Genomic DNA, 18,118 nt, shown 5'->3' on the forward strand with positions numbered 1-18,118 from the left:
CGGTGTCGTCGAGGAGAGAGAATAAGCCTTGCCGGAGGGAGGCGAGCGGAGGGGTGCCCCGCTCAGCGCGGTTCGAGTTCCGCGGGGAGGTCGTTGACGCTCTCGCAGACCGCGTGGGCGCCGGCCTCCTCGAACTTCCGTCGGCCCGTTTCGCCTTCGAGGCCGCCGGTGAGGATGCCGACGCCGTGGTAGTCGCGGTCGGGGTCGGCGGCCTCGGCGTTGACGGCCGTCTTCACGTCGTCGAGGGTGTCGCCGGCGAAGGCGAGGGCCTCGCTCCCGAAACGCTCTGCGAGCGTCACGAGCGCGTCCGGGGCGGGCTTGCCCGGGGCGTCGGAGTCCATCGTGAACAGGTACTCCTCGGGGACGTCGAGGCCGACGCGGTCGAGGGCGATGGCCGCCTCCGCCGCGGGGCGTCCGGTCACGACGCCCACGTCGTAGCGCTCGACGAGCGTCCCGAGCGTGCCGTCTTCGACGAGGACCGTCTCGTCGTGGATGAACCCCCGCGTCTCCAGCGAGGGTTCGCCGCCCTCGAGTTCGCGGTAGCGCTCGGCCCCGAGGTAGAGCTGCTGGAAGGTGTCGGTGAGCGCCTCGCGGTCCCACGCGGCGAGCACGCGCTCGCGCTCGTCCGGGTCGAGCACGTCCGCGACGACCGCCTCCGCGCCCGCGACGCCGCCGCCGCTGGCCGCGATGGCCTCGGTGAACGTCACCGTCGAGTACTCGTAGCCGTGGCGTCGGGCGAGCACCAGCAGGGCGGCGGCGTGGGTGAGTTCCCAGTCGTCGTTGAACCCGCCGGCGTCCTTGAACAGCTGGATGGTGTCGTGGTCGATGGTGTCGCCGTAGACGCGGTCGATGGACTCGACGATGGCGCGGCGATACGACTTCGAGACGTCGATGAGCACGCCGTCGATGTCGAGGACGACGGTGTCGACGGCGAGGGTCACGCCACCACCCCGCGCTCGCGGGCGGTGAACAGCGTCGTCCCGGGCAGCGTCTCGCGGCCGACCGGCACCTCGGGCGGGTCGGCACCGAGGGTGGTGAAGTGGAACGTCGCCCCCACCTCGCGGGCGACGTCCCACGTCGGGCGGTGGAGTTCCGGCGGGAGGCGGAGCGCGTAGAGCGCGTCGGCCCCCTCGTACACCGACCGCGTCGGGCGGGTGATGTCGTCGCGGACGAACTCGACGCCGGGGGGCGTCGGTCGGTCGTGAACGTCGGTGGCGAGAACGGTGGTCGGGGGTGAAGCGGCGGCGGCCAGGGCGCGCGCGACGTCGTCGTGGACGCCGATACCGACCTCGACGACGCGGTCGTACCGCGAGAGGCGCGCCAGGAGCGCGTTGCGTGTTGCCGATTTCACGTCGGGATATTTATAGCCGGGCCTGCCTAATGTCTTGTCATGCACGTTGACATCGTGCCGGTCGGCGACGTCGCCCCCGTCGTCAAGCGCGAGGCTTCCTCGGGCGTCCGTTCGGTCTACGACTGCGACGTCACGGTCCACAGCACGCAGTCGATTCCCGACGGCTCGTACGACCCCAGCCGAGGCCAGCACCGCGCCGAGGAGTTCATCGAACTCGCGAGTCGCATCGGCGACGGCGACAAGAACATCGCCATCACGCCGAAGGACCTCTTCTACCGCCGGCGCAACTACGTCTTCGGCCTCGCCTACCTCGACGGCAACGGCAGCGTCATCTCGACGTACCGCCTCCAGACCTCCTCGGACGGCGGCATCGCCTCGAAACCCGCGAGCGAGGTCTTCGCCGACCGCGTCCGCAAGGAGGTCGTCCACGAGATCGGCCACACGCTCGGCCTCGAACACTGCGACAACAACCGCTGCGTGATGAACTTCTCGCCGACCGTCCGCGAGGTCGACATGAAAGAGCAGAACCTCTGTGGGACCTGCTCGCGACTCGTCCACTGACCCCGACCCCGACGACGGCGTCCGGCCACGATGTCTCTCCCGGTTTCGACGCGATACCAGAGAGCACCCGCTCCGCACCCGGCGGCACCGTTCACACGTCCAGTTCGTAGAGGTCGAGGCCCGCCTCCGCGCGGTACTCGCGGATACGTTCGTGGCGTGCGGGGAGTTCGTCGGGGCGGTGGGCGTCGGACCCGAGGGTGATGGGCACGTCGAACTCCCGGAGGACCGAGAGGAAGGGCGGCGCGGGGTGGAACTCGCCGTAGTCACGGAGGACGCGCCCGGCGTTGAGTTCGGGGACGGTCCGGGAGCGAGTGAACGCCTCGGCCGCCCGGCGGTAGTGGGCGTCGGTGGCGTACCCCTGGAGTTCGGGGTTGCGCTCGACGAGGTCCGGGTGGGCGGCCACCTCGAAGAGTTCGGAGTCGACGAGCGAGACGAGCGAGTCGAAGTAGTCGTCGACGAACTCCTGGCGACGTTCGTCGGGCATATCGGCGAACACCGACGGCACCTGCACGTTCACGTCGTCGACGGTGTGGACGCTCCCGATGGTGTAGTCGAACGCCGCCGCCTCGGTGAACGCGCGGATGGCGGCCTCGTCGCGGGGGTCGTAGTCGAGTTCGACCGCGTCGAACACGCGCAGGTCGGTGTCCTCGCGCACCCCCTCGATGGCCTCGCGGCGGCGCTCGTAGGTGAGGTCGAGGTTGAACCCGTGGTCGCGCCTGGCCCGTCGCATCGACTCCCGGTCGGAGACGGTACAGTGGTCGGCCACGCCGACGCCGTCGAGGCCCGCACGCTCCGCGCCGCGGACCATCCAGCGGAGAAAACTCCCGTCCGAGTACGTGGAGTGGACGTGGTAGTCGTAGTCCATGTGAAGGCGTGTCCACCGCCGGGGTTAAGCGTACCCCTGCCGGGACCGTCCGGTCGCCCGACCGACCGCTCGGAACTCGCCGTCGGCGCCGCGGTGAGCGTCGCGGGCGACCCCGACGGGAGAGACCCTACTCGTCGTCGCGCTGGGGGGCGTAGTAGTACTCGCCGGCGTTCTTCTGCTCGCGGTCGAGTTGCGACCCGGGCTTGTTGATGCGCGGTCGGCTGGTGCGCTGGTCGCGCCGGAAGGTGACGTCGAGGTTGCCGAGGAAGCGGTTCATCCCCTCGCGCATCCCCACCGGGGGGCTGGTCTCGCCCCGGACGGCGGGTTCGCCGTCGAAGACCATCAGGCGGTCGGCGAGCAGGTCGATCATGTAGATGTCGTGGTCGATGACCATCGCCGTCGCGTCGTGGTTCTCCGTGTAGCGGCGGATGGCGCGCGTGGCGAGCACGCGCTGTTCGACGTCGAGATGCGCCGAGGGTTCGTCGAGGAGGTAGAGGTCGGCGTCCTTCGAGAGGCAGGCCGCGATGGCGACGCGCTGGCGCTCCCCGCCCGAGAGGTCGGTGAGGTTCTGCTCCATGATGCGTTCCAGCTGGAGCGGTCCGGCGATTTCGGTCTCCCAGTAGGACGAGCCGAAGTCGTTCGTGATGGAGGCGAGGAAGGCGTCGACGCGCATCGGCTGGTCGATGTCGACGTACTGCGGTTTGTAGGAGATATCGAGGCGGGCGTCGAGGTCGCCGGCCGTCGGTTCGAGGCGGCCCGCGAGCAGTTTCGCGAACGTCGACTTCCCGATGCCGTTGGGGCCGACCACGCCGAGCACCTCGTTCTCGTGGATGGCGCCGGCCTCCACGTCGAGGGTGAACTCGCTCTCCCCGTAGCTCATCTCGAGGTCCGGGTACTCGACGAGGACGTCGCCGGCGCGGGCGCTTCGGGGCGCGTGGCGCTCGAACTCGATGGCCTCGGGGCGGATGCGCATGTTCTGGGCCTCGAGGTAACCCGAGAGGTACTCGTTGATGCCCTGTCGGGTGGACTTCGGGGGCGTGATGACGCCGAACGCCCCGGGTTCACCGTAGGCGACGTGCAGCGAGTCCGCGAGCAGGTCGAGCACCGCGAGGTCGTGTTCGACGACGAGCATCGAGCGGTCGCCCTCCTCGGCGAGTTCGCGGATGAGTCGCGCCGCCGTCACCCGCTGGCCGATGTCGAGGTAGGGCGTTATCTCGTCGAGGAAGTAGAAGTCGGCGTCGCGTGCGAGCGTCGCGGCGAGCGCGACGCGCTGGAGTTCGCCGCCCGAGAGGGTGTCGATGGACTGGTCGATGACCGGTCGGATACCGAGGCGCGAGACCAGGTCGTCGACGACGCCGCGCTCGTCGGTCCCCGCCAGCAACTGGCGGGTGTTGCCGTCGAAGCGGTCGGGTATCTTATCGACGTACTGGGGCTTTCGCGCGACCGTCACGCTCCCCTCGCGGGTCGCCTCCAGGTAGTTCTGGAGTTCGGTGCCGCGAAAGCGGTCGATGGCGGCCTCCCAGGACGGGTCGGTGTCGTAGTCGCCGAGGTTCGGCGTTATCTCCTCGGCGAGGATGCGGACGGCCGTCGTCTTCCCGATGCCGTTCGGGCCGAGGATGCCCGTCACCTGCCCCTCCTGTGGGGCGGGCAGGCCGTACAGCGAGAAGGCGTTCTCGCCGTAGCGGTGGACCGGGTCCTCCTCCAGTTCCTGCGGGAGGTTGATTATCTCGATGGCGTCGAACGGGCACTTCACGACGCAGATGCCGCAGGACTCGCCGAGGCAGATGTCCTCGGAGATGCGCACCTGGTCGGGGTCGCCGGCTATCTCGCCGGCCTTGGCGGCATCGCCGCGCTGCGTGATGCACTCCTTGCCCGTCCGGTTGGGCGGGCAGTAGTTCGCACACTCGTAGTTGCAGCGGTCGGGCGAACAGCGGTCGAGGTCGACGACGGCGATGCTGTCCTCGGCCATTACAGCGAGACCCCGGCGGTGTAGACGACGGTCAGGCAGACGAACCAGAACGAGAACGTCATGAAGGCGACGTAGAGGTAGTCCTTCGCCGAGAACTCGTCGACGACGCCGGTCGCGCGCAAGAGGGGAATCTGCACCGCGATGGCGACGAGAAGGACCGACGCCGACAGGACGTCCTGCGGACCGGAGGCGACGACGCTCCCTCCGAGGCCGGCGGCCAGGCCCGCGATGGCGGTCAGCGCGGTGACCGTGAGCCCCCGGAGGTGGGCGCGTCGTCGCTCGACGGTGTCGGTAGCCATGTCCGTGGGTCGGCCGTCCGGCCGCAAAAGCCGTTCGGTTGGGCCGGACGCGGTGCGTCGCCGGGCAGGCGGCCGCACCCGACGCGTCGCGGGAGATGCGGGCGAGAGCACCGCCGCACGCCGCGGGTCGGGTGGGCCGCGGGGGCCGTCGGGCCGTCGAGGTAGCGGCGGATATATCCGGAATCGGACGGGCGTATCAACCTTTATACAGCGTGGACGTGTCTTTCAGCCCACTGATGAGCGACACTACTGTCGAGGGGATAGCGGACCTGCCGCCGAGCGCGAAGTTGGTGTACAAGGTGCTCGAGTACAACGGCCCGCTGACGCAGAAGGGCATCGTCGAGGAGTCGATGCTGTCGGCGCGGACCGTCCGCTACGCACTCGAGCGCCTCGAGACCATCAGCGTCGTCGACGAGGACGTCTACTTCGCCGACGCCCGCCAGAACCTCTACGAGATAACGGCCGCCCCGGCCGACGCCGAGGGCGCAGACGAGAAAGAGACCACCCGCGCCGTCAGCGACGACTGAGCCCCCCTCCTCCCCCCTCGACGCCCGCCCCGGCGGGCCGTCACGCCTTCTCGACTCACTCCACGCGAACCCGGTCGCCCACCTCGACTCCCGTGAGCGTCCCGGCCGGGAACTCAACGACCGTGTCCGCGACGGCCGCCCCGTACCCGCGCCAGGCGGGGAGCGTCGCCGTCTCGCGGACCCGTCCCTCGGCCAGCCAGCAGACGTCGATGGGGAAGGGGACACAGACCATGTGGATGCTCCGGCGGGCCGTCCGCGAGAAGGGGAAGACGAGGCCGTAGTCCGGCGGTATCGACCGGCGGAACATGAGGCCGCGACCCTTGGCGAGGACCCCCTCCGCACGGTCGACGTTCGAGGCGAGGACCCGACCGGAGTCGTGGACGACGCGCATGGTCGAGCGGGAGGGACGGATGGATAAAAACATTGTTCGGAATATGAAATTCGTTGTAGGGTGAAGGGCATCCCGGGACAGGGTTGAAACCCTCCGGCGTGAACGGGGGGTATGGAGAAGACGCCCACCGGCACGTCGGTCGGTGTGGACGACCCGTACGACCACGTCGAGCGCTGCGACCACCTGACCGACGACGGCCGATGTCGGTTCGCGTTCGAGCGTCCGGAGGCCGACCCCGCGTTCGCCGAGGCGCGGCAACGCGACGACTACGCCTGCCCCGTCGTCGAGGGGTCGTGGGAGTGGCGCGACTGTCCCCACATGCGCTGCCGGAAGCGGGGCCACGAGTGCGCGCGCTGTGGGCTGGCGGAGGTGCGGATGGCCCACGACGACGACCGGCCGCTCCTCGAGGAACACCACCTGTCGTACCGCGACGAGACGCGCCTCACCCACGAGATAACCGTCGCGCTCTGTCGGTGGTGTCACGCGAAGGTCCACGGGTCGTGGGCGCGCGTCGACGACGACGCGACCCCGGACGCGGAGGCCGTCGCCGTCCGGGAGGAGCGACGGAGCCGCGAACTCGCGGAACTCTCCTTCTCGACGGCGAACGAACGCGAGGAGTAGTCGGTCAGTCGTTGGCGTCGAACTCGACGACGTCGGGGAACGCGGCCGTCCCCGGGGTGGCGACGTGTCGGCGCGACTGGGAGACCTCCTGGAGCATGGAGACGAGTCGCGAACCGACGCCGCCGGTGCCCATCACCGCCGTCTCGCTGGAGACCGTCGGCGACTCCCGTTCGATGCTGCTCAACAGGACCGACTCGCCGTCGACCAGCAGCGTTCGCCCCGGCGGTTCCCCGTCGGGGTCGTCGGCGTCGCTCCGGTCGGTGACGAACACTTGCGCGCCGGGGACGAGCCGTTCGACGTGGGTGCGAATCGCCTCCGAGGGCACGTCGACGAGCGTCGTGAGTCCCCGGTCGAGCGCGGTCTGAATCCAGTCCGCGGAGCGCTCGACGACTCGCTCGTCGTCGTCGAGCGTCACGAACACCTCGCGGTTCGCCCTGTCGATGAGGCCGGCCCCGCGTTCGGTGACGTTCTCCTCGCCCGTCACCGTCCAGAACTCGTCGTCGTCGCGGTGGGGGGTCACCTGCAGTTCGGCGAGGTTGTCGCTCACGGTGTCGAGGTGGCTCTGGAACTCGTTCTCCAGAGTCTGGACGGCGGTGTCGACGGAGACGCCCCGGTAGACACGTGGGTTCGACTCGCGGATGTCGACGAGGCCGCGGTCCTGTAACCGGTCGAGGGAGTCGTACACCCGCGAGCGCGGGACGCTCGCCGTCTTGCTGATCTCCTTCGCCGTTCCCTCCGAGAGCTGAACGAGGCCGACGAAGCACTTCGCTTCGTACTCGCGCAGACCCAGTTCCTCGAGGGACGCTATCGCACGTGTTCGGTGTTCCGTGTTACCCATGGTGAATATGTGCCCCAGGAGTCTCGGAGTCCGCCAGTCCTCCGAACGAATCGCTCGGACGACCGTGCTAGATTATCTAGACGCATAAGTCTGTAACCTGACTGTGCAGGCTGCGACCGGGGAGCAGTCCCGTGCGCCCGTCGCTTCCGGAGGTTTTTATCGGGGGCGAACCGTAGGACCGCCAATGACTCGTATCGTCGTGGTTGACAACCACGGCCAGTTCACCCACCTCGAGCAGCGCGCGCTCCGGGACATGGGGGTCGACGTCTCGCTCGTCGACAACTCGACACCCCCCGCCGCGGTCGACGCCGACGGCGTCGTCCTCTCGGGCGGCCCGAGCATGGACGACGCCGGCCGGAGCGCCGACTACCTCGACCTGGACGTCCCCGTCCTCGGCATCTGTCTGGGGATGCAGGTCATCGCCGACGCGCTCGGCGGCCGCGTCGGGAGCGGCGACTACGGCGGCTACGCCGACGTGACCGTCGACATCGTCGACGAGGACGACCCCCTGCTCGGGTCGCTCGCCCCCGAGACGCGGGTGTGGGCGAGTCACGCCGACGAGGTGAAGGAACTCCCCGAGGGGTTCGCGCTGACCGCCCGCAGCGACGTCTGCGACATCGAGGCGATGAGCGACGCCGAGCGCGAGCGCTACGGCGTCCAGTGGCACCCCGAGGTCGCCCACACCGAGGAGGGCGAGGCCGTCTTCGAGAACTTCCTCGCGCGCTGCGAGGACTGACCGACCCGTCGCATGACGGCGACACAGGGCGACCTCGCGGGCCTCTCGCGGTTCATCTTCCGCGCACCGAACTGGTACGCGAGCGTCGGGTTCTCGCTGGTCATCGCCGCGCTGGCCGGCGTCGCCGCCTTCGACTCCCGGTTCGTCCTCGAGGACGCCTGGCAGGGACTGTTCTACATCGGCGTCCCGACGGTGGTGGCGAGCGTGCTCACCCCGTCGGTCGACAGCCGTCTCGGCGGGCAGTTGACGCCGAACCGGGCCTCGCTGCTCGCGCTGTTCTGCGAACTCGTCACCGTCGCCGTCATGACCGTCGCGGGCGTCGTGGCCGTCCTCACGTCGTTCGGCCAGGGGTTCGTCTTCGACGCGCTGCTCGCCGCGCTGGCGAGCGTCTTCGCCATCCGCCTGCTGGTGGTGATGGCCGTCTCGCGGAAGTCGCTGCTCGTCGCCGCCGTCCCCGCGAGCATCCAGACCGTCGCCGGAGCGCTCCTCCTGTTCGTCTACAGCGGGACGATGACCTACCTCGAGATCGGCGGGCCCGTCCTGCGGTCGTACCTCTCGCGGCCCGAACACGCCCCCGACGTGTTCACCGCCATCGCCCCGCAGGACTTCCTGTTGCTGGCGGCGATGTGCGTCCTCTACGGCGGGGCGACGTGGCTGTTCGTCGTCACCATCGACACGCCGTGGCGCCGGAGCCTCGGCGTGAGCGTCCTCGACTTCCTCCGGGGGTTCGTCGGCCACATCGCGGAGGGGTCCCGCGAACTGGAGGACTTCTTCGAACAACTGGGCGAGGAGGCCGTCGTCCCGGTGACGGTCCTGTCGTTTCGTACCGCGAACGGGGAGAAGGCGCGGTTCGTCCTCCCGATGATCCACCCGGGACCGATGGGCGAGATCGGCGGCGGGAACCTCCCGGCGCGCGTCGCCGCCAGTTCGGAGGGGATGGCCTTCCCGCCGCACGCGACCGCCGGCCACGACTTCAACCTCGTCACCGAACGCGAGGTCGACACCATCATCGAGGCGGCCGACCGCGCCCACCGGCGCATCGAGTACGGGGGGGAGGGGACCGGGAGCGTCCGCACGCGCGACGGCGAGGCGTCCATCCTCGGGCAGGCGTTCGGCGACGCCGCCCTGCTCGTGGCGACGTACGCCCCGTCGTTCGCCGACGACGTGGAGTACGCGGTCGGCCTCTCGGCGGCGGCGGAGGCACGCACGAGCGGGCTGGACGCGGTGATGCTCGTCGACGCCCACAACAGCAACGACGGTCTCGACGGCGACGACCTCGGGCACGTCACGCCCGGGAGCAGGCGCTCGTTCTCGATGATACAGGCCGCGGGGGAGGCCGGCCGCCGACTGGCGGCCGCCGAGCGAGTGCCCCTCCGCCTCGGCGTCGCGTGGGACCGGACGCCCTGGACGCCGGCGGAGGGCATCGGTCCGCTCGGCGTGCGCGTCGCGTGCGTCGAGGCGGGCGACCAGCGCACGGCGTACGTCCTGGTCGACGGCAACAACATGGAACCGGGCGTCCGCGACCGGCTCGTCGACGCCGTCACGGCCGAGACGGGCGTCGAGATGGTCGAGGTGATGACGACCGACACGCACATCGTCAACACCGTCGAGGCGGACAACCAGGTCGGCGCGGCCGTCCCCCTCGCGGACCTGGAGGCGCTCGTCGTCGACCTCGTCGCCGAGTCGGTGGCCGACCTCGAACCCGTCGAGGCCGGGATGGCCGTCGAGCGCTGTGAGGTGACCGTCTTCGGCAACGACCGCACCGAGACGCTCGCCAGCCACGCGAACGCGATGGTCGCCATGGGTGGGGTGCTCGCCGCCGCCCTCATCCTCGTCGTGAGCGCCGTGAGCGTCCTCATCTTCTTCGCCACCTGAGTCCGGACGGGCGACAGTCGCCGACGCACGATTGTTCGACGGACAGCAATGCTCGCGCTTCCGAACTCGACGCTCGTCGAATTACTCGGCCGAAACTGGTACTCACGGCGATACGTGGCACCAGCTTTATGATGTGTAGTCGCATACCACGACGTGTATGGCAACCGCAGACACCGACCTGTTCGACGAGTTCCTGTCACAGCGTGGGCACGAGACCGAGCGGCCGAGTTGGGAGCGGGACTATAACAAGAAGCGCTGTCCCGAGTGCGGGGGCCTCCACGACCTCGACGCCGCGACGTGTACCGTCTGCGGGTGGATGCCGTAGCGCCGCGGCGCGTCCAAGAGTACCGTCCGGCTTTTCTGTCGTCACGCGTGGATAGATGACGTGACTTATACAGCAGGGAACCGTTCAACCCGCAATGACTGACACGCAGGTCACCCGACTGTTCGGTGGCCCGGGCTGTGGGAAGACGACAGCCCTGCTGGACCGCGTCGACACGCTGCTCGACGAGGAGGCGACGGACATCGACGACGTGCTCGTCGTCTCCTACACCAGAGCGGCCGCCGCGGAGATACGCGAGCGACTGGCCGAGCGACTCGACCGCGACCCCCGCTCGCTGCGGGGGAACGTCTGTACGATGCACGCGAAGGCCTACGAACTGTTGAACCTCTCACGCGGCGACGTCGTCGGCGAGAAACACAAGAAGGAGTTCTGTGAGGACTACGGGCTGGAGTACGAAGACGAGTACGAGGCCTCACGGCGGCGTTCCTCGCGGGCGACGACGATGGGCAACAAGATCATCGCGACGAGCCAGTGGCTCCAGCGGACCGACCGGGAGGTGGCCGACTGGTACGACGTCCCCTTCCAGTGGGACGTCGAGACGGTCCGCCTGCCCCCGGACGTCGACCCCAACGCACAGGTGGGCAACAAGTACACTCCGACGTGGTCGAGCGACGACGACCGACTTGACGTGCCGGAGGCCATCCGTGCGTGGCGCGCCTACAAGGGCGACGAGGGCGTCATCGGCTTCGCCGACATGCTCGAACGCGTCAAGCAGCGCTCGCTGCTGCCGACCGTCGACTACCTCGTCATCGACGAATTCCAGGACATCACCACCCTCCAGTACGCGGTGTACGACGAGTGGAAACCCCACATGAAGCGCGTGCTCATCGCCGGCGACGACGACCAGGTCGTCTACGCCTGGCAGGGCGCCGACCCTCAGCTCCTGCTGAACGAGACCGGCGACGACGTCATCCTCGACACCTCCTATCGACTCCCCTCGCGCATCCTCAACGTCGTCAACCGCGAGATCGCGCACGTCACCGAGCGCCAGGAGAAGGACTTCCTCCCCCGGACCGAGGGCGGCACCGTCGAGGCCGTCGCCAGCCCCTCGATGCTCGACCTCGTGCGCAACATCCGCCACACCGTCGAGACCGACGACGGGAGCATCATGGTGCTGTTCCGCGCGCGCTACCAGATGTACCAGTTCGTCGATGAGTTCATCGACGAGGGCATCCCCTTCCAGGCGCTCACCGACCAGCGGATGTGGACCGACCGGCTGACGGACTACATCGAGGCGGTCGAGGCCATCGAGGACGGCGAGCCCATCACCGGGATGCAGGTCCGCCGACTGGCGGAGATGCTCGACAGCGCCGCCTTCGGCACCGGCGAGCGCGACGACCTCTACGACGCGCTCGACGACCGACAGGAGCGCGAGGGAGTCGACGACCTCGCCGACCTCGAGTTCGACGCCGACTTCGTGAAGGAGTACGCCCCGTTCACGCCCGACCGGGCGAGCGCGGCCGACATGGTCCGGAAGATAACGGGCTACCAGAAGCGCTCGGTCAAGGCGTACTTCGGCGGGGACTACCGGGACGTCGACCGCTCGCGCGTCCGCGTCGGGACCATCCACTCCGCGAAGGGCCGCGAGGCCGACCACGTGTTCGTCGCCACCGACCTCACCGAGAAGGTAGTCGAACAGATGGCCGCCACCGTCGAGGACCAGGACGCCGAGGTCCCCGGCGGCGAGTTCGAGAAGACGACCGACCCCGTCCCGATGCTGACGGACAACGAACGGCGGGTCTTCTACGTCGGCATGTCCCGCGCACGCGAGCGCCTCGTGCTCATGGAGAACCTCGTCGACGGCGCGCCGACGCTGCCCATCGACGTCCTGCTCCACAACGAGCCGACGGGCACCTCGCTCGACCAGCTCATCGCCGAGGCCCAGGAACCGCTGGCGACCGTCTAGTCGCGCTCCTCGTCCTCGGGCAGCGCCGTCCCGACCGCCTTCTCCGCGACCTTCCCCGGCACGTCCTGTGGGGTCGTGAGGTACTCCTCGACGAGAATCATCAGCACCGCGAACGCGAGAAACCCGGCACCCAGGAGGGTGTCGCCCCCACGGAGGAACGAGAGCCCCAGGAGCGCCACCGGGGCGGCGAACGCCACCGCGACGGCCAACTGGAGCGTTCCGATGATGCCGCGTGCCATACCCGGTGGTACACAGCCGAGGGGTAAAGCCCGCCGATGTCGTCCCGACTGGGGCAGCGACCCGCACGGACGATAGGAACGTTTTGGGCCGCGGGGTTCCAAGCGGGGGTATGTTCACGGGAATCGTCGAGGAGACCGGCGCGGTCGTCGACGTGCGGACCGACACGGAGGGCAAGCGCATCCGCGTGGCGAGTTCCTTCGCGGACGCCCTCGACCACGGCGAGAGCATCAGCGTCAGCGGCGCCTGCCTCACCGTCGAGGACGTCGACGGCGACGGCTTCGAACTGTTCCTCTCGCGGGAGACGCTCGACCGGACGTACCTCGACGACCTCGAACCGGGCGACGAGGTGAACCTCGAACGCGCCATGCCCGCCGACGGACGCTTCGACGGGCACCTCGTCCAGGGACACGTCGACGGCACCGCGACGGTGACGCGCGTCGAACGCGTCGGCGACGACTGGACCTTCGGCTTCTCGCTCCCCCCGTCGCTCGCGCGCTACGTCGTCGAGAAGGGGTCCATCACCGTCGACGGCATCTCGCTCACCGTCGCCGACCTCACGCCGGAGGAGTTCACGGTGGCTATCATCCCGGCGACCTACGACCTGACGAACCTCTCGGGGAAGGAACCCGGCGACCCGGTCCACGTCGAAGTGGACGTCCTCGCGAAGTACGTCGAGCGGATGGTCCGGGAGGGGGCCGTCGAGACGCCGCTGCTCGACGGCTCGCAGTAACCGGCGCGTCCCGACGACGGGCGTGTGCACTGCGCGAGGAGTCACGAAGTCACGAGTTCAGGTGCGACGGCGGAGTTGCGCGCTGGCGACGAGGCGGGCACACTCGCGCGCCGAGAGCGACCCCACGCACGGAAGAGATGTGGCGAACAGGCGACGCCGCGGACGGGTTCACGGGGCGTGGCGTCGCACACCCGCGAACACCCCGCGACGGGAGTCAGCGCACGGAGGGTCTGGCCGCACTCTCGTATATGAACGTACGGAGCGGACGGGCGACCCGTACCCAGTGCTTTCTTGCGAGCGCGGCACCCGCGAGCGACTGGAAGGAGCGAGCGGACCGACGAACTCCCGACGGAGCGCAGCGACTGAGGGGGCGAGGAGGGTAGTAGGTCAGGGCTTGTCGGGGAGCGGCCGGAGGCCGCTCCCACAGCAAACCGTGGATGGTTAGCTATCGAACTCAGTCGTCTCGACGCCGATGTCGCCGTCCTTTCGCTCGGCCTCCGTTCGGACCTCGCGGTAGGCGTTGCGGTAGCGGGCGATCTTCCGGTAGAGGAGGTAACCGAAGAACCCCTGGTAGATGAGGACGAACACGAAGAAGACGACGAACTGCGGGACGGCGTCGAAGGCCGCGACGGCGACGCTCGGGACGACGCTGACGAGCGTGTTGTACGTCGCGTGGATGAACGCGGCGATGAGCAGGCCCTTCGCGACGATGGGGCCCGCGTTCTCGGGGTTGAACTTCGCCAGACCGAGGTAGTAGCCGGCGAACGCGGAGTAGACGACGTGGCCCGGTCCCGCGAGCGCGCGGAGCGCGGCGGTGCCGCCGGCCGTCGCGAGTTGCGTCTCCGGGCCGCCGCCGGGGCTCATCTCCAGGCCGCGGTTGATGTAGATGGCGTTCTCGACGAACGCGAAGCCGAGGCCGGCGACGGCGCCGTACACCGCCCCGTCGATGACGGCGTCGAAGCGGTCGTCCCGGTAGGCGTAGAGGCGCACCGCGAGGAGCTTCACGGACTCCTCGACGGGGCCGACGACGAGGTAGAAGAAGAGGACGAAGCCGACGGGGCCGAGCAGCTGGAGGCCGCCGAACACCGAGTTGATGATGGCGGCGAAGCTGGCGAAGAAGATGCTCAGGACGAACGTGGCGGTGAGCAACCAGAGCGGTTCGCCGCTGGTGATGTCGGCGTAGTAGACGTAGCCGGCGAGCGCGAGCGCCGGAATCACCGAGAGGACCGTGAACGCCCCGATGATGGGGTCGGTGAGGGCACCGAACACGCCGATGAGGGCGGTGAAGACCAGCGCGAGGAGGACGACGAACCACTTCCCGACCGCGAGGGCGGCGCCGTACACCTTGAGCGCGAGACGGTCGAGCGCGCTACGGGGCTCCCAGGTCGCGACGTCGTAGAGGTCCCGCCCCCCCTGTGAACGGGCCTCGACCGGATCACGTTCTCCCATGTGCCGTCCTACTCGGCCCTCCTCCCTAACTCTAGGCCCCGAGGCGCGTTCCGCGGGGTTTTCTACGCCCCCACGCCAAGCGCGCCCATGCACTTCGACCAGCGGACGCAGGCCGCCCTCCGCGAGGTCGGCCTCTCGACGGACGACCTCCGCCGGGCGAGCGACCTCGTGAAGGCGGCGACCGAGGAGGAGGCCGACGCCCTGACGGCGTTCTTCGAGGACCGCGACACCGTCCACTCGGACATGGACCGCGCGCACTCGGCGAGCGACGTCCAGGAACACGCCGTCTCGTATCTCGACCTCTACACCCACGCCGCCGACATCCGGGGGTACCTCCGCTTCGACTCGTGGGGCGTCCCGGTCGAGGGCGGCCGCACCCTCCCCGACGGCACCGTCGAACTCCGCCTCGGCCCGACGGTGAACGCACGCGTCCGGTTCGCCGACGACCCCGACGTGCTATGAGCGAGGAGGCCGGAGAGGGCGACGAGTACGGGGGAGACCCCGTCGACCCGCCCCGCGTCCGCGTCCGGGGCATCTACGCGACGGCACTGACGCACCTGCTGTCGGGCGACCACGCCGTCGTCCAGGCCTCCGAACCGATACGCGAGCGTTTCGACGCGACGTTCCCGGTCGAGCCGGCGACCGTCACCGTGGAGACGACGCACGACCGGCAGGGCGTCGGTCTCTCCGGCCCGGTCGAGCGCGTCGCGTCGCTCGCGGCCGAGTTCGTCGCGGTCGGCGTCGACGCCTTCGTCTGGGACGACCCCACGCCGGAGGGGGCCGTCTTCGACGCCGAGGTGGTCGACACCCGCGGCGGTGGCGCCGTCCTCGACCTCGGGGGGAACGAGGGGAGGGGCTACCTCCCGTTCGACGAGGCCGACGGTTACGTCGAGACGGGCGACGCGCTCCGCGTGCAAGTAGCGCAGGGCGAACCCCCGTGGAGCGACCGCGACCCCCGGTGTACGGGTCGACTCTCGGTCGGGAACGGTCTCGCGCGTCTCGTCCGGGGGGCGAGCGGCGGCGGGACGAGCGTCGACCTCGCCTCGTTGCTCCCGACGGACTCCCGCGAGGGGTGGGGCGTCCGGTGGGACGCGCGCGCCGACGACGCGGACCTCGACGCCCTCGCGGGGACGCTCGACCACCTCAACGCCCGCGCCGAGCGGGTGGACGCGTCGCTCCCCGAGGAGGTGGGTGAACCGGGACGGCTCACCGACGGGCGCGCGACGGCGTGGGTCTGGTTCGGGCGTGAGTGCCGCGACGCCCTCGACGACCACCGCCGCGCCGTGACGACGACCATGCCGGGGCACCACCGGACGAAGGCCCACACGGGCGAGGCGAGCGCCGCCGTCGACTTCGCCGAGGCGGTCTGTGACCCCACGGGACCGTTCCCGTTCGCCGCCGTCACCCGACAGTTCGGCCCGCGCGAGGGCGACACCGTCGCGCTCGGTCACGGCAAACCCGACGGACGGCTCATCGTCCTCGGCCGGGGGACGGTGACGGACTACGACCCGGAGGGCGGCGTCACCGTCGAGCGGGAGATGACCCCCGGCGGGCGCTACGACGCCCTGGAGGTCGAACGGCGCGCGGGCGACGTGGCGGTGACGAAACTGAAGGAGGGTCGCTGGTGGTACGCGACGGTCTATCGGGGGGCCGACGGCGAGCGCCGGGGCACCTACGTCAACGTCTGCACGCCCGTCGAACTGTTCCCGGACGTGGCGCGCTACGTCGACCTCCACGTCGACGTGGTGAAACACGCCGACGGGACGGTCGAACGCGTCGACGACGACGAACTCGACGCGGCCGTCGAGGCGGGCGAGGTGACCGAACCGCTCGCGGAGAAGGCCCGGCAGGTGGCGACGGCCATCGAGCGCGCGCTGGAGTAGTACGGTACGGTGAAGCGCGTCACTCCTCGCGCGTCCGCGTCGCGAGTCGCCACGCGCCGAGGCCGAACGCCGCCGCACCGCCGAGGACGCCGACCCCGGGACCGGTCGCGCCCGACCCGGCACTCCCGTTCGTCTCGTTCGTTCCCGAGCCGTTCGCTGCCGAGCCGTTCGTCCCGTTCGCCGTCGAACCGTTCGCCGTCGGACCGTCCGTCCCGTTCGAGGCGTTCCCCCCGGGCGTCGGCGTCGTGGTGTTGGGGACGGACTCCTCGAGGTCGGGGTCGGGGAACGTGTAGAGCGCCTCCGTGACGTCCCACTCGAGGAAGTTCGCGCTGGAGGCGACGAAGAACTCGCCCGGGCGCGCCGCCCGCGCGGTCCAGAAACTCGTCTCGACCTCGTCGCGCCACTCGGCGAGGGGCGTCGGGTCCGACGGGTCGCGCACGTCGTGGACGCTCACGCCGCCCTGGTACCAGGAGGCGTAGAGGCGGCCGCCGGTGAGTTCGAAGTTGTGCGAGGTGGTCCACGTCCCCGAGTAGGAGGGGTCGTCGGTCGGCGGCGCGGCGAAGGAGTGGACGAGTTCGGGGGCCGCGAGCGTCGAGACGTCGTAGAGGTCGATGCCGCCGGGGCTCCCCTCGCCGTCGTCTGGCGTCTGGTCCCACGCCTCCATCCCGAGGCCGAGCAGCGACATGTCGTCGTCGAAGGCGACGAAGTGGTCGTTGCCGGGGAGCTGGAACTGCCGGGAGGCCACCGCCTGGTCCGAGAGGCCGGCGAGGTCCTCCGGGTCGTACCCCCGAACCTTCACGATGGGGTCGGGGGCGGCGGGGTCGCTCACGTCGACCAGCCAGGTGCCGGCGTCCCAGTAGGCGAGGGCGGCGACGCCCTCCTGTACCCAGATGTCGTGGAGGTTGAACACGCCGAAGGGGACGTCCAGCCAGCGGTCGTCCTCGGCCGCCGGCGACCAGCGCCCGAGTTCGGGGTTCGGGTCGTCCGCGGCGAGGGCGTCGGCGTCGACCATCACCAGCGGGTTGCCGGGGAGGCCGTTCGCGCCGAAGTAGAGCACGCCGTCGTCGAAGTAGACGTTGTGGTGGAAGAAGTCCGTCTCGTAGACGGCGAGGCGTTCGGGTGCGGCGGGGTCGGCCACGTCGTAGAGCGCCGCCCCCTGCAGGGCGCCCTGGCTCGCGTTCGCGGGGCCGGGGACGACGAGGCGGTCGCCGTCGACCTTCACGTCGAATATCTCCTCGAGCGGGCCGCCCTCGCGGTCCGCCAGGAGGTCGCGGCGCTCGGCGAGGAGGGCCGGGGACTCGGGGTCGCTCACGTCGACGGTGGCGAAGCCGTCGGTCGTCGCGAGGTAGGCGACGTCGCCGTCGACGACGGCCTCTTTCGTCCCCTCGACCTCGACGCGGCCGAGCGGCGCGAAGCCGTCCTGTCCGGCGGCGCGGCCCGTGAGGGGGAGCGCGGGGAGGGTCGGGAGGGCGAGCGCGCCGCCGAGCGCCCGGAGGGCGGTGCGCCGCGAGAGCCCGTCGTTCACCATACACCC

The 18,118-nt window shown here is 69.9% G+C and carries 20 protein-coding genes; 10 read left to right on the forward strand and 10 right to left on the reverse strand.

Annotated features, from left to right (window positions below; genetic code table 11):
- Window positions 1-62: 62 nt before the first annotated feature.
- Together P1Y20_RS08780 and P1Y20_RS08785 are read right to left on the reverse strand one after the other, a co-directional pair.
- Entirely contained in the window at window positions 63-941 is an 879-nt protein-coding gene (locus P1Y20_RS08780) for a TIGR01548 family HAD-type hydrolase (RefSeq protein ID WP_304448287.1), read from the reverse strand.
- The gene (locus P1Y20_RS08785) at window positions 938-1,351 is read right to left on the reverse strand and encodes a UPF0146 family protein (RefSeq protein ID WP_304448288.1); all 414 of its coding nucleotides are present in this window, start codon (window positions 1,349-1,351) and stop codon (window positions 938-940) included. The genes P1Y20_RS08780 and P1Y20_RS08785 overlap by 4 nt, the downstream gene beginning before the upstream one ends.
- Before the next feature lie 39 nt (window positions 1,352-1,390).
- On the opposite strand from P1Y20_RS08785, the gene P1Y20_RS08790 reads away from it, so the two are divergent.
- Window positions 1,391-1,912, forward strand: a complete 522-nt coding sequence (locus tag P1Y20_RS08790; protein ID WP_304448289.1) for an archaemetzincin family Zn-dependent metalloprotease — start codon at window positions 1,391-1,393, stop codon at window positions 1,910-1,912.
- A 91-nt stretch (window positions 1,913-2,003) separates the two neighbouring features.
- Here P1Y20_RS08790 and P1Y20_RS08795 read toward each other — a convergent pair whose 3' ends face one another.
- From P1Y20_RS08795 to P1Y20_RS08805, 3 genes are all read right to left on the reverse strand, one after another.
- Entirely contained in the window at window positions 2,004-2,777 is a 774-nt protein-coding gene (locus P1Y20_RS08795; RefSeq protein WP_304448290.1) for a PHP domain-containing protein, read from the reverse strand.
- A 127-nt stretch (window positions 2,778-2,904) separates the two neighbouring features.
- Entirely contained in the window at window positions 2,905-4,746 is a 1,842-nt protein-coding gene (locus tag P1Y20_RS08800; RefSeq protein WP_304448291.1) for a ribosome biogenesis/translation initiation ATPase RLI, read from the reverse strand.
- Window positions 4,746-5,045 carry an EMC6-like membrane protein gene (locus P1Y20_RS08805; protein WP_304448292.1) on the reverse strand — a complete coding sequence of 100 codons (300 nt, stop codon included), beginning with the start codon at window positions 5,043-5,045 and terminating at the stop codon, window positions 4,746-4,748. The genes P1Y20_RS08800 and P1Y20_RS08805 overlap by 1 nt, the downstream gene beginning before the upstream one ends.
- Before the next feature lie 236 nt (window positions 5,046-5,281).
- On the opposite strand from P1Y20_RS08805, the gene P1Y20_RS08810 reads away from it, so the two are divergent.
- On the forward strand, window positions 5,282-5,572 hold the full coding sequence (locus P1Y20_RS08810) for an ArsR family transcriptional regulator (RefSeq protein ID WP_304448293.1): 291 nt from the start codon (window positions 5,282-5,284) through the stop codon (window positions 5,570-5,572).
- 55 nt (window positions 5,573-5,627) lie between these two features.
- On the opposite strand, the gene P1Y20_RS08815 is transcribed toward P1Y20_RS08810, so the two are convergent.
- Window positions 5,628-5,963 carry a DUF192 domain-containing protein gene (locus P1Y20_RS08815; RefSeq protein WP_304448294.1) on the reverse strand — a complete coding sequence of 112 codons (336 nt, stop codon included), beginning with the start codon at window positions 5,961-5,963 and terminating at the stop codon, window positions 5,628-5,630.
- Window positions 5,964-6,074: 111 nt separating this feature from the next.
- Between P1Y20_RS08815 and P1Y20_RS08820 the strand changes: the two genes are divergently transcribed.
- Entirely contained in the window at window positions 6,075-6,584 is a 510-nt protein-coding gene (locus P1Y20_RS08820) for a DUF7097 family protein (protein ID WP_304448295.1), read from the forward strand.
- Between the two features lie 4 nt (window positions 6,585-6,588).
- On the opposite strand, the gene P1Y20_RS08825 is transcribed toward P1Y20_RS08820, so the two are convergent.
- Window positions 6,589-7,422 carry a TrmB family transcriptional regulator gene (locus P1Y20_RS08825; RefSeq protein ID WP_304448296.1) on the reverse strand — a complete coding sequence of 278 codons (834 nt, stop codon included), beginning with the start codon at window positions 7,420-7,422 and terminating at the stop codon, window positions 6,589-6,591.
- Between the two features lie 184 nt (window positions 7,423-7,606).
- Between P1Y20_RS08825 and P1Y20_RS08830 the strand changes: the two genes are divergently transcribed.
- From P1Y20_RS08830 to P1Y20_RS08845, 4 genes are all read left to right on the forward strand, one after another.
- Window positions 7,607-8,158 carry a GMP synthase subunit A gene (locus P1Y20_RS08830; RefSeq protein WP_304448297.1) on the forward strand — a complete coding sequence of 184 codons (552 nt, stop codon included), beginning with the start codon at window positions 7,607-7,609 and terminating at the stop codon, window positions 8,156-8,158.
- A 12-nt stretch (window positions 8,159-8,170) separates the two neighbouring features.
- Entirely contained in the window at window positions 8,171-10,033 is a 1,863-nt protein-coding gene (locus P1Y20_RS08835) for a DUF2070 family protein (RefSeq protein ID WP_304448298.1), read from the forward strand.
- 157 nt (window positions 10,034-10,190) lie between these two features.
- Window positions 10,191-10,358: an HVO_0416 family zinc finger protein gene (locus P1Y20_RS08840; protein ID WP_304448299.1), complete on the forward strand. Its 168-nt coding sequence runs from the start codon at window positions 10,191-10,193 to the stop codon at window positions 10,356-10,358.
- Between the two features lie 94 nt (window positions 10,359-10,452).
- Window positions 10,453-12,282, forward strand: coding sequence for a UvrD-helicase domain-containing protein (locus tag P1Y20_RS08845; protein ID WP_304448300.1), 1,830 nt, complete (start codon window positions 10,453-10,455; stop codon window positions 12,280-12,282).
- On the opposite strand, the gene P1Y20_RS08850 is transcribed toward P1Y20_RS08845, so the two are convergent.
- Complete coding sequence (locus P1Y20_RS08850) at window positions 12,279-12,521, reverse strand: DUF7533 family protein (RefSeq protein WP_304448301.1); 243 nt, start codon at window positions 12,519-12,521, stop codon at window positions 12,279-12,281. The two genes, P1Y20_RS08845 and P1Y20_RS08850, sit on opposite strands and share 4 nt — an antisense overlap.
- A 110-nt stretch (window positions 12,522-12,631) precedes the next feature.
- Between P1Y20_RS08850 and P1Y20_RS08855 the strand changes: the two genes are divergently transcribed.
- Window positions 12,632-13,252 carry a riboflavin synthase gene (locus P1Y20_RS08855; RefSeq protein ID WP_304448302.1) on the forward strand — a complete coding sequence of 207 codons (621 nt, stop codon included), beginning with the start codon at window positions 12,632-12,634 and terminating at the stop codon, window positions 13,250-13,252.
- Window positions 13,253-13,693: 441 nt separating this feature from the next.
- On the opposite strand, the gene P1Y20_RS08860 is transcribed toward P1Y20_RS08855, so the two are convergent.
- Complete coding sequence (locus P1Y20_RS08860; RefSeq protein WP_304448303.1) at window positions 13,694-14,701, reverse strand: PrsW family intramembrane metalloprotease; 1,008 nt, start codon at window positions 14,699-14,701, stop codon at window positions 13,694-13,696.
- Between the two features lie 87 nt (window positions 14,702-14,788).
- On the opposite strand from P1Y20_RS08860, the gene P1Y20_RS08865 reads away from it, so the two are divergent.
- On the forward strand, window positions 14,789-15,163 hold the full coding sequence (locus tag P1Y20_RS08865; RefSeq protein WP_304448304.1) for a DUF7532 family protein: 375 nt from the start codon (window positions 14,789-14,791) through the stop codon (window positions 15,161-15,163).
- Window positions 15,160-16,584, forward strand: a complete 1,425-nt coding sequence (locus P1Y20_RS08870; protein WP_304448305.1) for a ribonuclease FAU-1 family protein — start codon at window positions 15,160-15,162, stop codon at window positions 16,582-16,584. The genes P1Y20_RS08865 and P1Y20_RS08870 overlap by 4 nt, the downstream gene beginning before the upstream one ends.
- Before the next feature lie 19 nt (window positions 16,585-16,603).
- Here P1Y20_RS08870 and P1Y20_RS08875 read toward each other — a convergent pair whose 3' ends face one another.
- Complete coding sequence (locus P1Y20_RS08875; RefSeq protein ID WP_304448306.1) at window positions 16,604-18,112, reverse strand: LVIVD repeat-containing protein; 1,509 nt, start codon at window positions 18,110-18,112, stop codon at window positions 16,604-16,606.
- Window positions 18,113-18,118: the final 6 nt, after the last annotated feature.

Origin of the sequence: Halomarina ordinaria, from assembly GCF_030553305.1 — an archaeon.
Classification (GTDB): Archaea; Halobacteriota; Halobacteria; order Halobacteriales; family Haloarculaceae; genus Halomarina; species Halomarina ordinaria.

Coding starts and splice junctions, on each gene's coding strand:
- P1Y20_RS08795 (WP_304448290.1), bottom strand. CDS start 2,777: ATGGACTACGACTACCACGTCCACTCCACGTACTCGGACGGGAGTTTT.
- P1Y20_RS08820 (WP_304448295.1), top strand. CDS start 6,075: ATGGAGAAGACGCCCACCGGCACGTCGGTCGGTGTGGACGACCCGTAC.
- P1Y20_RS08830 (WP_304448297.1), top strand. CDS start 7,607: ATGACTCGTATCGTCGTGGTTGACAACCACGGCCAGTTCACCCACCTC.
- P1Y20_RS08865 (WP_304448304.1), top strand. CDS start 14,789: ATGCACTTCGACCAGCGGACGCAGGCCGCCCTCCGCGAGGTCGGCCTC.
- P1Y20_RS08810 (WP_304448293.1), top strand. CDS start 5,282: ATGAGCGACACTACTGTCGAGGGGATAGCGGACCTGCCGCCGAGCGCG.
- P1Y20_RS08875 (WP_304448306.1), bottom strand. CDS start 18,112: ATGGTGAACGACGGGCTCTCGCGGCGCACCGCCCTCCGGGCGCTCGGC.
- P1Y20_RS08835 (WP_304448298.1), top strand. CDS start 8,171: ATGACGGCGACACAGGGCGACCTCGCGGGCCTCTCGCGGTTCATCTTC.
- P1Y20_RS08790 (WP_304448289.1), top strand. CDS start 1,391: ATGCACGTTGACATCGTGCCGGTCGGCGACGTCGCCCCCGTCGTCAAG.
- P1Y20_RS08805 (WP_304448292.1), bottom strand. CDS start 5,045: ATGGCTACCGACACCGTCGAGCGACGACGCGCCCACCTCCGGGGGCTC.
- P1Y20_RS08855 (WP_304448302.1), top strand. CDS start 12,632: ATGTTCACGGGAATCGTCGAGGAGACCGGCGCGGTCGTCGACGTGCGG.
- P1Y20_RS08800 (WP_304448291.1), bottom strand. CDS start 4,746: ATGGCCGAGGACAGCATCGCCGTCGTCGACCTCGACCGCTGTTCGCCC.
- P1Y20_RS08850 (WP_304448301.1), bottom strand. CDS start 12,521: ATGGCACGCGGCATCATCGGAACGCTCCAGTTGGCCGTCGCGGTGGCG.
- P1Y20_RS08825 (WP_304448296.1), bottom strand. CDS start 7,422: ATGGGTAACACGGAACACCGAACACGTGCGATAGCGTCCCTCGAGGAA.
- P1Y20_RS08815 (WP_304448294.1), bottom strand. CDS start 5,963: ATGCGCGTCGTCCACGACTCCGGTCGGGTCCTCGCCTCGAACGTCGAC.
- P1Y20_RS08840 (WP_304448299.1), top strand. CDS start 10,191: ATGGCAACCGCAGACACCGACCTGTTCGACGAGTTCCTGTCACAGCGT.
- P1Y20_RS08870 (WP_304448305.1), top strand. CDS start 15,160: ATGAGCGAGGAGGCCGGAGAGGGCGACGAGTACGGGGGAGACCCCGTC.
- P1Y20_RS08845 (WP_304448300.1), top strand. CDS start 10,453: ATGACTGACACGCAGGTCACCCGACTGTTCGGTGGCCCGGGCTGTGGG.
- P1Y20_RS08860 (WP_304448303.1), bottom strand. CDS start 14,701: ATGGGAGAACGTGATCCGGTCGAGGCCCGTTCACAGGGGGGGCGGGAC.